Origin of the sequence: Mesorhizobium sp. M6A.T.Ce.TU.002.03.1.1, from assembly GCF_003997275.1 — a bacterium.
GTDB lineage: Bacteria > Pseudomonadota > Alphaproteobacteria > Rhizobiales > Rhizobiaceae > Mesorhizobium > Mesorhizobium mediterraneum.
The window spans coordinates 1-15,575 of record NZ_RZTI01000044.1 but is presented as its reverse complement, the minus strand read 5'-3'; the positions used below and the strand labels follow the sequence as shown (position 1 = coordinate 15,575).

14 protein-coding genes are annotated in these 15,575 nt (G+C 64.0%); 3 read left to right on the top strand and 11 right to left on the bottom strand.

The window, feature by feature from the left end:
- Positions 1-18 precede the first annotated feature (18 nt).
- Positions 19-1,632: an extracellular solute-binding protein gene (locus tag EOC93_RS15380; RefSeq protein WP_127205024.1), complete on the bottom strand. Its 1,614-nt coding sequence runs from the start codon at positions 1,630-1,632 to the stop codon at positions 19-21.
- A gap of 368 nt (positions 1,633-2,000) precedes the next feature.
- Here EOC93_RS15380 and EOC93_RS15375 point away from each other — a divergent pair, with 368 nt between their 5' ends.
- Positions 2,001-3,032, top strand: coding sequence for a LacI family DNA-binding transcriptional regulator (locus EOC93_RS15375; protein ID WP_095482648.1), 1,032 nt, complete (start codon positions 2,001-2,003; stop codon positions 3,030-3,032).
- A gap of 67 nt (positions 3,033-3,099) precedes the next feature.
- Here EOC93_RS15375 and EOC93_RS15370 read toward each other — a convergent pair whose 3' ends face one another.
- From EOC93_RS15370 to EOC93_RS15340, 7 genes are all read right to left on the bottom strand, one after another.
- Positions 3,100-4,125, bottom strand: coding sequence for an aliphatic sulfonate ABC transporter substrate-binding protein (locus EOC93_RS15370; RefSeq protein ID WP_127205023.1), 1,026 nt, complete (start codon positions 4,123-4,125; stop codon positions 3,100-3,102).
- Between the two features lie 40 nt (positions 4,126-4,165).
- Entirely contained in the window at positions 4,166-5,074 is a 909-nt protein-coding gene (locus tag EOC93_RS15365) for an ABC transporter permease (RefSeq protein ID WP_127205022.1), read from the bottom strand.
- 10 nt (positions 5,075-5,084) lie between these two features.
- Entirely contained in the window at positions 5,085-5,921 is an 837-nt protein-coding gene (locus EOC93_RS15360; RefSeq protein ID WP_127205021.1) for an ABC transporter ATP-binding protein, read from the bottom strand.
- A 17-nt stretch (positions 5,922-5,938) separates the two neighbouring features.
- Positions 5,939-6,262, bottom strand: a complete 324-nt coding sequence (locus EOC93_RS15355; protein WP_126105794.1) for a ferredoxin family protein — start codon at positions 6,260-6,262, stop codon at positions 5,939-5,941.
- Complete coding sequence (locus EOC93_RS15350; protein WP_127205020.1) at positions 6,259-7,893, bottom strand: FAD-binding protein; 1,635 nt, start codon at positions 7,891-7,893, stop codon at positions 6,259-6,261. The genes EOC93_RS15355 and EOC93_RS15350 overlap by 4 nt, the downstream gene beginning before the upstream one ends.
- A 51-nt stretch (positions 7,894-7,944) precedes the next feature.
- Positions 7,945-8,532, bottom strand: a complete 588-nt coding sequence (locus tag EOC93_RS15345; RefSeq protein WP_127205019.1) for a thioredoxin family protein — start codon at positions 8,530-8,532, stop codon at positions 7,945-7,947.
- 288 nt (positions 8,533-8,820) lie between these two features.
- On the bottom strand, positions 8,821-9,771 hold the full coding sequence (locus tag EOC93_RS15340) for an ABC transporter substrate-binding protein (protein ID WP_127205018.1): 951 nt from the start codon (positions 9,769-9,771) through the stop codon (positions 8,821-8,823).
- 183 nt (positions 9,772-9,954) lie between these two features.
- Between EOC93_RS15340 and EOC93_RS15335 the strand changes: the two genes are divergently transcribed.
- On the top strand, positions 9,955-12,084 hold the full coding sequence (locus EOC93_RS15335) for a TonB-dependent hemoglobin/transferrin/lactoferrin family receptor (protein ID WP_127205017.1): 2,130 nt from the start codon (positions 9,955-9,957) through the stop codon (positions 12,082-12,084).
- Positions 12,085-12,086: 2 nt separating this feature from the next.
- Positions 12,087-13,172 carry a siderophore-interacting protein gene (locus tag EOC93_RS15330; RefSeq protein WP_127205016.1) on the top strand — a complete coding sequence of 362 codons (1,086 nt, stop codon included), beginning with the start codon at positions 12,087-12,089 and terminating at the stop codon, positions 13,170-13,172.
- Here the strand turns inward: EOC93_RS15330 and EOC93_RS15325 are convergent.
- The 3 genes from EOC93_RS15325 to EOC93_RS15315 form a co-directional block, all read right to left on the bottom strand.
- Positions 13,169-13,606 carry a DUF126 domain-containing protein gene (locus EOC93_RS15325; RefSeq protein ID WP_127205015.1) on the bottom strand — a complete coding sequence of 146 codons (438 nt, stop codon included), beginning with the start codon at positions 13,604-13,606 and terminating at the stop codon, positions 13,169-13,171. The genes EOC93_RS15330 and EOC93_RS15325 overlap by 4 nt on opposite strands.
- The gene (locus tag EOC93_RS15320) at positions 13,599-14,852 is read right to left on the bottom strand and encodes an aconitase X (RefSeq protein WP_127205014.1); all 1,254 of its coding nucleotides are present in this window, start codon (positions 14,850-14,852) and stop codon (positions 13,599-13,601) included. Before EOC93_RS15320 ends, EOC93_RS15325 begins: the two co-directional genes overlap by 8 nt.
- A gap of 66 nt (positions 14,853-14,918) precedes the next feature.
- Positions 14,919-15,575 (bottom strand): ABC transporter ATP-binding protein (locus EOC93_RS15315; protein WP_164759144.1); only part of this gene is annotated, 657 nt, incomplete at its 5' end.

Below are 15,575 nucleotides of genomic sequence, written 5' to 3'. Positions count from 1 at the left end.
GGCGCGATCCTGGGAGGATCAGCTGATCGGATCGAGAACGGTGGGCCATGCCTCCTTGTTGGTCTTGATGGCTTCGAGAAGCTTCTCCTCGCCGGTCCGGCGCGCGATCTTCTTCCACTCGGCCTCGGTGTCGGCCATCGCCTGCTCGGCGGTCTTTGCCTTGGTCAACGCGGCGACGAGGTTCTCGTCCAGCGCATTGTGGAAGGCGGTGGCACCGGGGTAGTTGACGGTCGGCACGGTGCGGGCGACCGTCTCGCGCACCACATCCATGTGGTAGGCGTGGTAGGTCTGGCGGACCAGCGGGTCGGAGAAATCCGACAGCCGGAACGGATCGAAATAGCCACCCGGATTGGCGGTCATCCAGGCGTAGATGCGGCTCGATCCGAGCCATTGCAGGAACAGGTAGCAGGCCTCCGGATTCTTGGCCTGCGAGGAGACCGAAGCCGACAGATTGAGCCAAAGCACCGAACGGCTGATCAGCTTGCCGTCGATCTCGCGGCCCGGTGGCAGCATCGAGCCGATCTTGCCGGTGACAGCTGAATCCTTGTTGCCGGCATTGTCGAGGAATTTCGGCAGGTTGGAGAAGGCGCAGGTCATGGCGGCGCCGCCCTTGGCGAAATTGCCATACTGTTCCGGCCAGCCCCATGAGATCGCATCCGGCGAATGGTGGACCAGCGATGCAATGTACTCGTTGGTCGCAGCGATACCTTGCTCGGAATTGATCAGCGCCTTGCCGGTGTCGTCGAACAGGAACTGATTTGGCGAAGCCATTGAGACATAACGCTGATACCAGTTGGTGTAGCCCCAACCCTGGTTGCGCAGATCGGTCGAGCCGAACAGGCCCTTGTCCGGGCGCTGGAAGAAGGCCGCGATCTCGTCATGCTGCTTCCAGGTCTTCGGCGGCGCCAGCTCGTAGCCGTGCTTGTCGGAGAAGGCTTTCTTCTCGGCCGCATCGCCGAACAGATCGGTGCGGTAGACCCAGGTCTGGAAATCGCCATCCAGCGAAACGCCATAGGTCGAGCCGCGATACTGGTTGAGCAGCGACACGCCCTTGGCGCCGTTGACATAGCCGCGCTCGGGGTCGTCCCATTCGGGCTTATGCTGGGCGACGAGGTCGTCGAGCTTCAGGATGCCGCCGGTTTCGGCGAGGTCGCCGAGGCGGTTCCACTCGACCGCATAGATGTCATAGGCCCCACCCTTGGTGGAGATGTCCTGCATCGTCTTGGTGAATTCCTGGCCATTCGGCACGCCGACGATCTCGAGCGGAATGCCGGTTTCCTTTTCCCACAGATCCTTGATCGAAGGCGCGCCGGCGGGAAACGGCTGCGTCAGCTGGCCGATCGAGCCGTCGGACAGGCCGAGCACGATCCTGGTCGGCGCCTTGCCGGCGCCCTTCATCGCCTTGGCCGCCTCGATGGCGCGGCCTTCCGGAGAGTCGGGCCCATATTGATAACGCTCCGAGCCGTCGAAGCCCGTGGGGCCGCCGATCATGCCCGGCGCGAGTGCGTCGGCGGCGTAGGCGCGGCTGGGACGGATGAATTTTGGCGCGATACCTGCTGCGGCAACAAGCACTGCCGCCTTTCCACCGGACGCCAACAAACGGCGCCGCGACATGCGGATCAAATTCGACATTGGAACTCCTCCCTCGGGCCTTGTTCCTCCATGGCCCTCGTGATGGATATTGACGGCACTGGGATAAGGCTGTCAACATCATAAATAATCAAAACACGTCATAACATCGCAATCGAGGAGGAAAAATGCATTCTGCTGAGATCACCATACAGCATCCGATGCTTGCATTTGAGGGAATCATGCACCACGCCAGCAAGTTGTGGTCCGCCCAGGCGATTTGGTGTAGCGCGCCGGCTTGCGCATCGGCTAAGGCCGGATACATCATTTCCCATCAGAATCGCGGATGGCAATGAAGTCATCGTCCGACATCCGTCCGTTAAATCCGTGATTTTGATGCGCCCGTAGCGCCTAGCATGAGGTGATCGACTGTGCGGTCCACCCTGACAGACATAGCCCGGGAAGCCGGTGTTTCCGCCGCCACGGTCGACCGTGTGCTCAACAACCGCGCCGGCGTCAGGGCGCGCACCCGCGAAGTCGTGCTCGAAACGGCGCAGCGGTTAGGCTACATCGCCGAAAATTCGAACAGCCCGAACTCACGTACGGCGCTGCCCGGCGATGTCATGCGGCTCGACTTCGCGCTGCCCGCTGGCACCAATTCCTTCATCAAGATGCTGCACCGGCATATCGAGGCGCAGGCGCAGGCGCGGCCCGATCTCGACGTGCGCGTCGCCACGATTGAAGGCTTCAATCCCGACCGGCTCGCCCGCCTGCTGCAGGACTTGCATGGCCAGACGCAAGGCGTCGGCGTCATTGCGCTCGACCATCCGACCGTCCGCGAAGCGATCCGCTCGCTGTCGGCCAGCGGCGTCAAGGTCGTCACCATCGCGTCCGACATCCTGCACGTGCCGAGGGTTGCCTATATCGGCATCGACAATCGTGCCGCCGGCCGCCTCGCCGGCTATCTGCTCAACCGCTTCATGGGCACTGATCGTCCGGGCAAGGTCGCGTTGTTCGCCGGCTCGCTCTCCTATCGCGGCCACGAGGAGCGCGAGATGGGCTTCCGCCACATCCTGACGGAGGAATCGCCCAATTTGCAGATCGTCGAGATGCGCGAAATGCTCGACGACCGGGAAAAGGCCTATTCAGAGGCCTCCGCGCTGCTGGACCGGCATCCGGATCTGGCCGCGATCTACAATGTCGGCGCCGGCAACACCGGCATCGCCAGGGCGCTGAAGGAGCGCGGGCGCGCGCTATCGACCGTGTTTCTCGGCCACGAGGTGACGGAAGGCACCAAAGAGCTTCTACTCGACGGAACGCTCGACGCGGTCATCGACCAGAACCCGCGCGTCGAGGCCCGCGAAGCACTGAACACTTTGAGCCACGCGGTCAGGGGCTTGCCTTACGAACTGCACCAGCCGCGCTTGCAGGTGATCTTCAGGGAAAGCATCCCGGAGATCTGAACGGAACCTCAGGGATGAGAGAGAGGCCGCGCCGGCTGGCGCAGCCCCGCAGCATTTTCAACTAAGTCTACTGGACGGCGGCGACTTCCGTATAAGCACCATCGACAAAGCTCTTGTCGACCCATTTGCTATAATCGATCGAGCCTTTCAAAAGCCCGGCGCCGGCCATGAACTTCTCTTCGCTCTTGAGCGCCGCGATCGCATCGTCGGTGAGCTTCGGGTCCTGGTAGAACAGGCCCTGGCTGTAGGTCTTGCGGACGGATTTTTCCGACGATTTGGTCGCCTCGACGAAGGTCTTGATCGTCTCGTCGGGATGCGCGTCGGCCCAGCGCGAAATCTCGATATCGACCTTCAGCAGCCGCTTGACGAGATCGGGGTATTTCGCCGCGAAGGCGCCGTTGACGGAGATGACGTTCGGCACGTTCCATTCCGGATGCGTGCTGGTGTCGTAGAGCACGCGGGCCTCGCCGGTGTCGACCAGCTTGGCCGCCGTCGAGTCCGTCTCGACAATGGCATCGATGTCATCGCGCAGCAGTGCGGGCCCTGACGCCTCGAAGGGTAGGTTCAGCCCTTCGATGTCGCTGGTCGTCAGGCCGACGCTGTTCAGCGCCTTGCTGAAATTCGAATGCCGTACCGTGCCGGTGAGATAAGCGGCCTTCTTGCCCTTCAGATCCTGCAGCGTCTTTAGCGGCGAGTCGGTCTTGACGATGATGGAGGAGCCGCCTGCCTTCACATAGCTCGACACGCCGATGAGCTTGACGTCGGCGCCGGACGCGGCGACGCGCAGCGCTGGATTGTTGCCGGTATAGGTGACCTCGATCGCTCCGGTCGCCAATGCGGTGGTCGCCTCCGAGCCGCCGTTGAAAGTAACCAGTTCGACCTTGATGCCGTCCTTGGCGAATTCCTTTTCCCACCAGCCATGCTGCTGGGCGAGGATGAATTTGAGATGCCCCGGTGCGGTGCTGCCGATGCGGATGACTTCAGGCTTGTCCTGCGCGAAGGCGGGAGCGACGACGACAGAGGCGCCGATGGCCGCGGCTATGGCGCCCTGCAAGAGCAATCGGCGTAATGCACTGAAAGATATCCTGGGCATCTGAAATTCCTTCCTGATTGGCATGAACTGCTTGATTGGTTCAAATCATTGAGGCTTCCGACTGGCCCTTCCAGGCGGTTGCCCAGCGTTCGAACCAGACGAGCAGGTAGTTGACGACGAGGCCGATGACGGTGAGCGTCAGAATGCCGGCATACATGTCGGCCGTTTCCATCATCAGTTGCGAGTTCTGGATGAGAAAGCCGAGACCGGATTTGGCGGCCAGCATCTCGGCGCCGATCACCGCGAACAGCGAGGATTTCACGCCGAGCCGCGCGCCGGCGACGATCGAGGGAATGCTGGCCGGCAGGATGATTTTCCTGAACATGTCGAAGTCGGACGTGCCCATCGAGCGCGCCGCCTTGATCAGCAGCGGATCGACCGACGTGACGCCGCTGATCGTGTTGACGAGGAGGAAGAACACCGAGGAGTAGAAGGTGATCGCCACCTTCGATTCCTCGCCGATACCGAGCAGAAGGATGAACACCGGCAGCAGCGCGAACTGCGAAGTGTTGCGCAGCGTCTGCACCAGCAGATCGGAGACCTTCTCGAGCAGCGAATAGCGCCCCATCAGCAGGCCGAGCGGGATGGCAACGACCACGCCCAGCGCGAAACCAATGGCCGCGCGTTGCAGGCTGATACCGATATGCTCGACCAGCACGCCCGAGGCGAGCAGATCCCACCACGCGACCAGCACCTCACTCAGCGGCGGGAAGAAGATGCGGTTCAGCCAGCCGAGCCGTGGCGCGATCTCCCAAGTGAGAAAGAACAGGCCAAGCAGCGGCAGGCCGTAGATGAACGTGCCGAAGCCGGCTCCTCTCCTGCGCCTGACGGCCGGGGTAGCGCTGCGGGCCTTGATTGCCGGGACCCTGGCGGCGGCCACCGCTTCACCGGCTCCGGCAAACGGATGAAAGCCGCCGGCAGGGCCGAACTTTTCGGTCAGATAGGCCATGCCAAACTCCTCAGTGGCTGAACGCCGGCGACAGCGTCCAGTCCTTTTGCGCCTTGTTGACTTCGTCGCGCAGCACTTCCCAGACGCGGGCGCGGTGATTGTTGAAGGCCGCACTTGCGCGGATATCGCCGTTGCGCGGCCGCGGCAGGTCGATGTCGATGATCTCCTTCACCGTGCCCGGGCGTGCTGTCATGACGACGACCCGATCGGCCAGGAAAATCGCCTCGTCGATCGAATGGGTGACGAAGATCACGGTGGTCTTGATCTTGCCCCAGATCCTGAGCAGCTCGCCTTGCAATATCTCGCGCGTCTGCTGGTCGAGGGCGGCGAACGGCTCGTCCATCAACAGCACTTCCGGATTGCTGGCGAGTGCCCTGGCGATCGCCACGCGCTGCTGCATGCCGCCGGAAAGCTGGTTGGGGAAGCGGTCCTCGAAACCGGCAAGGCCGAACAGCGACAGAAGATGACGGGCCGTGGCGGTGCGCTCCGATTTGGGCACGCCGCGCACTTCCAGCGCATATTCGATATTGGCCAGCGCCGTGCGCCACGGAAACAGCGCATATTGCTGGAACACATAGCCGGTCTTCGGGTCCGGCCTGGTGATCCGCCTGCCATCGAGCTGGACACCGCCACTGGTCGCCGACGTAAGCCCGCCGATGATATCGAGCAGCACCGATTTGCCCGAGCCGCTCGGCCCGACCAGCGTGATGAACTCGCCCTTGCGGATGGCGAGATCGACGCCGTCGAGCACGGTGACGCGGTCGGTCGCCTCGCCATCGACGGTGATGGATTGTCCCGGCTTGAGCTGAAAAGTCTTCTTGATGTCGCTGACGACGATGCGATCCATGTCTGTCTCCGATCGTTTCACTGCGCCACGCGGATGCGGTGCGTCGGGTCGAGCTGCGAGCCGCCGGCCTTGCCGCGCTTCCAGCCGAGCGCACGGGCGTAGCCGCCGAACAAATGACGTGCCTCGACCTCCGCCTCGCTGATGCCGGTCGGACCTTCGGCGACCTCGGCCACGTAGAGCGCATCGGTCGGGCAGTAGATCTCGCAGAGGAAGCAGGTCTGGCAGTCTTCCTGCCGCGCGACCACCGGCACGCCGCCCGTCGCGTCGAAGACATTGGCCGGGCAGACCTTGACGCAGATGTCGCATTCGACGCACCGCGTGGCCGAGACGATCTCGATCATGACGCCAGCTCCGCCAACCGTTCGGGCGCCCCAGCGATACGGAAATCATCAACGCCGGTGATCACCAGCCGGTGCGCGAAGGCGGGGTTCTTGCCCGGCAGATCGGTGCGGCGATGCATGCCGCGGCTCTCGTTGCGATAACGTGCGGCAGCGATCGACCAGCGCCCGGCGGCAGCAATCGACGCGGCTTCGCGCGTGCGGATCCGCTCTAGTCCCTCGCCTTGCAGGTGATCGCGCACGTCGCGCCACAGCGTCTCAAGCCGCTCGCCGCTCTTTTCCAGGCCGGTGTCGCTGCGGAAGAAATTCTTGTCGAGCGGTGTGACCTCATTGCGCACGGCTTCTATCACCTCGCCTGCGGAAACATCGGCACGCGGCGAAGCCGCCGGCCGCAGACCGGCCTGGCCGAGCGGCAGCACCTCGCTGCGGAACGCCTTGCCGCCGCGGCGCCTGGCGTGGGTCGAGGCACCCTTGCCCGCCCACCAGCCGCTGGCCAGCGCCCAGGATGAATTGATGGCGCCGCCGCCCGACACCGCACCGGTCATGATCTCGCGGCTGGCCGCATCGCCGGCGACATAAAGGCCGGGCACGCCGGTGGCGCAGTCGTCGGAGATGATATCGATGCCGCCGGTGCCGCGCACCGTGCCTTCGGCGCGCAGCGTGACGCGGAACAGGTCTCTGAAGGGATCGATGCCGGCGCGGTCATAGGGCACGAAGCAATTCGGCTGTCCCTGGCGCAGCCAGCCTTGCAGCGCCGGCTCGGCCTGGTCGAGCCGCGCATAGAGCGGCCCCTCGATCAGCGCACGCGCCACTTCTTCCTCGCGGTCGCCGATGCCATTGCGCAGCGGCTCGCCAGTCGGTCCGAGGATGGGCGAACCGTCCTCGCGGTGGAACGAGGCCCAGCGGAACGGCAGGCCCTTGTTCAGCGACGAGCCATGCGGCGCCAGCGTGTACTTGCCGGTGAATTCCATGCCCGAAAGGCTGGCGCCGGCTTCCGCCGCCATCAGATAGCCGTCACCGGTCAGCCCGGTCGAGCCGAGGATGCGTTCGCGGAAGGCGCAGCCGCCGGTTGCCAGCACGACCGCCCTGGCATCGACGCGCCAGTCGCGCTCGGCCTGGCGGCCGACCCCGGCCGCACCGACGATCGCATCGCCGTCGGACAGGAGTTCGAGCGCCGGATGATGATCGAGCACGGTGACGCCGGCCAGAAGCACCCGGCGGCGCATGAAGCGCATATAGTCCGGCCCGCGCAGATTGGCGATGTAGAGCCGCCCGTCATCCTCGCTCGGAAACGGATAGCCCCACTCAGAAAGTTGCAGCAGGTTGCGGTAGGCGGTGTCGACGCAGCGCAGCATCCAGCGCTGGTCGGCAAGCTCGCCGGTGCGCTGCCAGCGCCGCTCGACCACCGCATGCCTGTTGTCGCCCGGCGGCACGCACCAGGTGCCGGTGTTCGACGGCGCCGTGGCGCCGCTGGTGCCGAGATAACCCTTGTCGGCCAACACCACGGTCGCACCGTTCTCAGCCGCGGCGACCGCCGCCCAGGCGGCCGACGGACCACCGCCCAGCACCAGCACATCGGCTGCGAGGTGCAGCCTTTCGGGAGCGGATCGGACGGCTCTGGCAGTCTTCGGCATGATCACTCACGGAAAGGGGAATTGGTGGCCGGCCGAGGGCGGCAGGTTCGGTCAGGCCGCCCTGGAGAACCACACCGGCTCGTTGCCGGCGCTCCATTTGATATTGCAGCCGATCGACGGCACCTGCTCAGCGGCCGGCGTTTCGCCCTTCAGCACCGTGTCGACCGCGGCGCGCAGATCGGCACCCGTCACCGGCTTGCCGTTGCCCGGCCGCGCTTCGTCGAACTGGCCGTGATAGGCGAGCCGCCGATCGGCGCCGAACAGGAAGAAATCGGGCGTGCAAGCCGCTCCATAGGCTTTCGCCGTCTGCTGTGAAGCGTCCTTGAGATAGGGGAAGCCATAGCCGAATTTGTCGGCCTCCTCGCCGATCCGGGCCAGCGCCTCCTCGGGATGCGCCTCATGGTCGTTGGCGTTGATCGCCACCACCTGCAGGCCCTTGCCGGCATAGTCGTTGGCGAACGCCGCGAGAGCCTCGCGGATCAGCACGACGAACGGGCAGCGGTTGGAGATGAAGGCAACGAGCAGCGCCGGCTTGGCGTCGAAATCGGCCAACCTGTGAAGCACGCCTTGCGCGTCCGGCAGCAGGAAATCGGCAGCCTTCGTACCAAGGTCGATAGGATTGGATTCTGTCTTCGGCATCGATGGGCTCCCTTTGTGTCTCGCAGTCCAGCCGCGAACGCCCATGCCGTTCGCAGTTAGTCTATGAATTTAGTAGAATTATAGGCTGGAGATGCCGTTCGCGGTCAAGCTGGCGGGATGGAATATCATCCCAATGTTTGTTCCGGACCTGCAACTTTGTTCGGCCCGCAAGCGTCCTGGAGAAAACGGCGCTCCGGACCGGCGTCCGACCACGACGGCCGGCGCCTCCACATTTCGCGTTAAATGGCCGTCTCGCACAGGGGCAAAGCGGGCCTGCCGATATTGGCCTTAGTCTGCGTCCGCGACCTCTGGATACAGCGCCTGCGCCAGGTCGCGGATCGCGTCGGCGGTGCGTGGGCCGAAACCGATCATGTAGGCGCCGTCCAGCACGATCAGCGCCTTTGTCTTCGCCGCCGGCGTGGCGCTCAGCGCGCGTGTGCCGAACACCTGCTCGGCGGTCGGCCCGCCCTTGCCGTCGCTCATCATCAGGATGACATCGGGCGCCATTTCGATCAGCTTCTCCTCCGACGCCGGCTTGTAGCCCTTCACGACAGCCATCGGATTGATGCCGCCGGCATAACGGATGATCGCATCGGCCGCCGTGCCGGCGCCGGCCGCGCTGAGCCGCACGAGGCCGTGGAAGAACACCACCTTCTTGCGGCGCTCGGCCGGTATTTTTGCGGTGAGATCGGCGGCTGCCCGGAAGGCATCGAGCACGCGCCTTGAAACCTCCCTGCCCTTGTCCTCAAGGCGAAGCGCTGCGGCGATCAGGGTAATCTTGCGCTCGATGCCTTGTGGACTGTTGTCTTCCGGCACGAAGACGACGGGGATCGCCAGCGACTTCAGCACCTCGATCGCCTCCGGCGGCCCGCTGTCCTGCGCCGCCAGGATCAGATCGGGGCGAAGCGCGACCAAGCCTTCGACGGACAACTGACGCCGATAGCCGACATTGGGCTTTTGCGCGACGGCAGCGGGATATTTGCTGCCACGATCGACGGCGATGATCCGCTCGCCGGCGCCCAGCGCATCGACGATTTCGGTAACGTCGGAACCGAGCGTCAGGATCCTGGTTGCCGGACCGGTCGCGACTGTCCGCCCTGCTGCATCGACGACCGTCTCGGCGGCCAGCGCTTTGAACCCGCAAGACGGCGCAAGAACAGAAAGCGCCAGCAGCAGCACCGCCATATTGCTCGATCGAAACCAGCGCACTTGTCCGCACCCGCTATCACTGCCGACCATGCCATTCGCTCCTGTGTTTAAGAATCCTGGAAGATGGTCGTGGCCTATAAAATTAAAGTTGACTAATGTCATCATGTTTCAATAAGTAGCCCTGCCCGACCGCCGGTCGAGGCTTCTCCATCATGCCAGCCAGGGCCGACGGCCGCCGCCAGCAATCTTGCTTTTCCCGGGGGCGGCATCGCTATGAGACTGACAAGCAACAAGACCTTGATGGCGAGCACCGCGCTCGCCTTCGCGCTCGGCCTGTGTGTCGCGCCGCCCGCCGCCGCGCAGGAGGAGCAGAAGCAAGGCGCCGCCGCCAAGGCCGACAGGCCGGTCAAGGTCCCCCAGCAGACTGAAGCGAACGAGCCAACCGTGCTCGACCTGATCACCATTTCGGCGACGATGATCAAGACGGCTGTCATCGACTCGATGGCAGCAATCAGTGCCGTCGATCAGGAAGAGCTCGAGCGCATCCAGCCTGACACCGCCGCCGACATCTTTCGCACCACCCCCGGCGTTGCCGCCTCGATGAACGGCGACGATCCGGCGACCGCCATAAACATTCGCGGACTGCAGCAGTATGGCCGCGTGGTGGTGACGCTCGACGGCGCCCGCCAGGACTACTGGCGCGTCGGCCACGGCTCGGGCTCGTTCTATGTCGAGCCCGAATTGATCAAGGATGCGACAGTCATTCGCGGCCCGGTCTCGAATGCCTATGGCTCGGGCGGCATCGGCGGCGTCGTCTCCTTCGAAACCAAGGATGCCGGCGATTTCCTCAAGCAGGAGGAACGCTGGGCGCTGAGCGAGAAGCTCGGTTATGAGAGCAATGGCGACGGCTTCACCACCAGCACCACCGGTGCCTACCGCTTCAGCGACGACGCCGACATCATCGGCAATCTCATCTATCGCGACCGCGACAGCTACATCGACGGCAATGGCGACACTGTGCCGTGGACCGGCGAGCGCATCACCAGTGGCTATATGAAGGCAACGCTGCGGCCGGCCGACGGTCACGAGCTGAAGCTTGGCACCATCCTGCAGCGCTACAGCGACCAGATCACCGGATCGAGCGGCTCGACCTCGCCGACGCTCAGCCGTTACGACACCGACACAACCAATCAGACCTACACGGCCGCCTACACCTGGAAGCCGGACGACAACGAGCTGATCGACTTCAGTGCCAATGCCTACCACAACCGCACGCGCGCCGAGCAGACACAGGTCTGGCCGACTTCCGCGATCGGAAACTTCCGCTACTATGACGTCGCCACGACGGGCTTCAACGTGAAGAACTCCTCGCGTTTCGACGCCTGGAAGATGGCCCACACGCTCACCTACGGGCTCGACTACTACTATCTGGAAGCATCATCGGAGGCCGCGCATTTCGGCGCCGGCGAACAACAGGGCTATGGCGGCTTCCTGCAATGGCAGGGCGACTATGATAACTGGCTGCAGCTCATCGCCGCCATGCGCTATGACGGCTACCAGCTCGACGGTGAGACAAAGACCGTGCCGCCGGAGGAAGCCTCGATGTCGGGCGACCGCTGGTCGCCGCGCCTCACCGTAGGCGTCACGCCGCTCGAAGGCTTCCAGCTCTACGGCACCTATTCCGAAGGCTACCGGGCACCGGGCCTGCAGGACGTCTATCGCGGCGGCGGTGCGCACGGCTCTGGCGACACCTACGTGCCCAATTTGCTTCTTCAGCCCGAAACGGCGAGGAACTGGGAAGCCGGCGTCAATTTGAAATATGACGACATACTGGCCGCTGGCGACCTGTTTCGTGCCAAGGTCAACGTCTTCCACACCGATGTCGAGGATTACATCGAAGTCGACCTGCGCCCCGACGTAACGCGCACGGCGATCAATATCGGCGACGCGCGGCTGAAAGGCATCGAGGCTGAGGCGGTCTATGACTATGGCTGGGGTTTCGTGAACCTTGCCGGCGCCCTCATCGACGCCAAGGTCGTCAGCGGCGTTTACTCCGGCCAGGCGCTGAGCAACACGCCGCTCGACCGCTTCTCGGCAACACTCGGCTTCAGGATGCTCGAAGACCAGCTCACCGTCGGCGCGCAATATCTCAGCGTCGGCAAGATCACGCGCACCAACCGCACCCAGCCGAACGAACCGACAGTCGTCGATGACGGCTTCGATCTGGTCAACGTCTTTGCCAACTGGCGGATCAACGACCACGCCAAGCTCGATTTCGCTGTCGATAACGTCTTTGACACCGCCTACACCGACCCGCAAAGCGCATGGTCGACGTCGGCGGCGACGGAACAGGGCAAGGGCCGCACTTTCAAGGTGGCGTTGACCGGCAGGATCGGAGGTTGAGCGTGAGCGAAGCATCGGCAAGCGGACTGGCCTGCGAAGCGCGTCTGAACCTGCGCAACCTGCCGCTTTACATCGGCCGCATCAGCGATAGGCTGCAGAGCTTCGATGCCGATGCCTCGCAGGACGGACAGCGGCTCGACTTCCGCTTCGCCTTCGGCGGCGCTTCCTTCGACATGGAGCGGCTGGTGATGCGGGCCAATGCCGCCGACCGCGACGGCCTGGCGCGTATCAAGGACCTGCTGGCCACCGCGGTCGAGGTCTATGCTAGGGAAGAAAACCCGGAGATCGTCTGGACCGGCGATCTCGCCGGGGAAACCCGTCTCGCCCAGTTCCGCGAGATGGTGGTCACCCATGTCGGCGATCTCACACCGCACATGCGCCGCATCCGCTTCGCCGGCCAGGATTTGGCACGTTTTGCGAAATTCGGCGGCATGCATATCCGCATGCTGTTTCCGACCAGGGAGGTGTCCGATCCGCTCTGGCCGGTGCTTGGCAGCAATGGCCTGCCGGTCTGGCCTTCGGATGACAGGCGTCCTGTGGCGCGCGTCTACACCATCCGCGCGCTCGATATGGCCAACGGCGTCATCGACGTCGACTTCCTCGTCCATCCCGGCGAAAGCATCGGCGCTGCGTGGGCCATGCAAGCGGCACCCGGCATGAAGGTTGGCATCATGGGGCCGGTCGGTCGCCCGGTGCGGCCGGCATCATGGTATCTCATGGGTGCCGACGAAACCGGCCTGCCGGCGCTGGCGCGGCTGTTGGAGACGCTGCCCGCCGAGACCAAGGGCGTGGCTTTCGTTGAGATCGCCGACGATGGCGAGCGACAGGAGATCGACAACGCCACCGGCATCGAGCTGCATTGGCTGGCCAGAAATGGCGTGCCAGCCGGCGAAGACAGACGGCTGGCTGACGCCGTCTGCGCGGTGGCGTGGCCACAACACGATTCGGCATTCGGCTGGTTCGCGGCGGAAGCGGCGGCGGCGAAAATCGTTCGCGAATACTGGCGCGACACGCTCGGGTTCGGCCGCGACCAGACTTTGGCCGCAGCCTATTGGCGGCGCGGTGCTGCCGGGCTGATGGCCGGCTAAGTCAGGTTGACGATCGCCTGGGCATCCTCGCCGATGCCGATGGCGATCCTATCGCCGGAGACAATGCCTGATATGTCGCAGACGACCAGCGGCATGCTGATGTCGTAGAGGAATTCGGCGATAATGGCGCCGACGGGAAGGATCGGGTCCGGCCGCTCCAGGATGATGCCGGCCGGCGCCGTGCCTCTGCGGATCGCCTCGGCCAGGACCGAAGACGAAGACGACGAGCCGCGCCCGCTCGGCATCACGAGGATTTTGCCGGCGATGTTGCCGCCCAGGTCCGAATGCGAATGGTCTATGATCTCGCCTGTTTCGACATCGATCCCGCCCCAGAAGCTGAGCGCTTGCGACAGAACCAGCGCCGAGCCTCGCGCTTCGCCGGCAAGCTGGAAGGTGCCAAACCTGTTCAGGGCTCGACTTTCCTGTTCACTCATTGCGTACCCGTATGACATGGCCGGCCGCGGCGGAACGAATGCAATCCGCCATCTCAGCAAAGGCGACTGAGACGCCGATATTTCCGGGCGCGTAATGCGCCCATTTGCCGGAATTGGTCATCACCACGCCATCCAGCCGCTTGATGATCGCGGTGACATAGGTGCAAGTATCGGCGACTGGAATAAGCCCGAACGCCTCCGTGCCGTCCAGCGCCCCCTCATCGTGCAAACGCGTCAACGTCGCGCGCCCGGTGTTGACGTAGATCGGAATGCCTCTGCCCGGCGCCACCTTTCGCAACAATGGCAATAGCCGCATCCATTCGTCGTGCGAGAAATGCGGCGTGCCCAGAGACACGGCTGCCAAAGGCGCGCCGTCGGGGACGCTCGACAGCTTGGCCAGCGCTTGGTCGATGTCGGCGCGAGAAATCCGGATCGTCTCCTCCGGCGCCAGGCCATGAAGGGCTTCTTCGAGCGTGTTCGCTTCCGGCGTGATGCCAGCCGCATGGAACAGCGCCACGGCGCCCGTCGTTGCGGCGGCTGCGCCTAGCGCCTTCAGCTGGTCCTCATCGCGTGGTTTTGGCAGGCCCGAGATCACCGGGATGCGATCGCCACTCGCTTGCCCGATGATCAGCCCGACGGCGACGAACAGGCTGTCGCTCGGTTCCAGGTCAGAACCGATCAACTCGAACAGAACCCGGCCACGTCGGTTTTCGCTCAGATGCAGTCCCCAAGCCGGCGCGCGCCCGGTCATCGCGCAGCACAAATCGATGAAATCGCCATAGCGGTTGGTCCGCGCTCCGATTACCGAATTGGCAAAGACGATGGCGTTGGACTCACCCCAGGCGATCTGCTCGCCAAAGCTTGGCCGGAACCGCGTCTGATAGGGCGCGCAGGTGAAGGTCGCCTGGCAGCCGAGCTCCAGATGCGCCTTCATCAGCCGGCGTGCCGGCGCCTCTTGCGACAGCGGCATCTTCACCAGTCCGGGATGGATGAGGTCGAACGAGCCGACATTCAGCGTCGTCGGGACCCGAACGTGGCCGCCGCCCTCGATCAGCCTTTCGACGAAATCGAGGCTGGCCTGGCCGTGATACAGGCAGCCATCGATATGAGCACCGGCAATGTCTAACAGCTCGCGCGCACCGACCGCCTTCGAAAAGGCGACTAGGATCTTCATCGCGGCGGCCACGGCCGGGCCCTGCTCGCCCTGCAGCATCGACTGGTCGCCCGCATTCAGCTCAAGCATCATCAGGTATTTCGCTTTTCCGCATTGTGCCCGACCATGCTCTCACTGATTGCGGTCCGCCTGGCAAGATCAGTTCGCGGCGATCAGCACCGTACTCTCCGGCGACCAGCGCAGCACCACCTCTTGTCCTTCCGCCAACCTTTCAATGCCTGTGTTCTGCACGATGACCTTGAGCGTTTGCCCGTCGCGATCGACAAAATAGGTGCTGTTGTTGCCGGCGAAGATGCGCTTGGAGATTTGGCCACGGAGCACATTGGCGTTCGGATCAGACGTTCCGGAATCGGTGGCAATGCGGATGCGTTCGGGCCGCACCGCGCAGCTAGCTTTGGCGCCGGCGGCAAGCGTCGCGCCTGCCCCGGCGGCAATCGCGGTGCCATCGACCAAGCGGATACCGGTTCCGGTGCTGTCGCCGCGCAAGATATTGGCATCGCCGAGGAAGGTGGCGGCGAACTCGCTCTTCGGGCTGTCGTAGATCTCCTCCGGCGGCCCCTCCTGCACCAGCCGGCCGTCGCGCAGGATACCGATGCGGTCGCTCATCGTCAGCGCTTCTTCCTGGTCGTGGGTGACGAAGATGGTGGTGATGCCGATCTCGCGCTGGATACGCTTCAGTTCTATCTGCATATCGACCCGCAGCGCCTTGTCGAGCGCGCCGAGCGGCTCGTCGAGCAAAAGCACACGCGGCTTGGTGACGATGGCGCGGGCCAGCGCGACCCGCTGGCGCTGGCC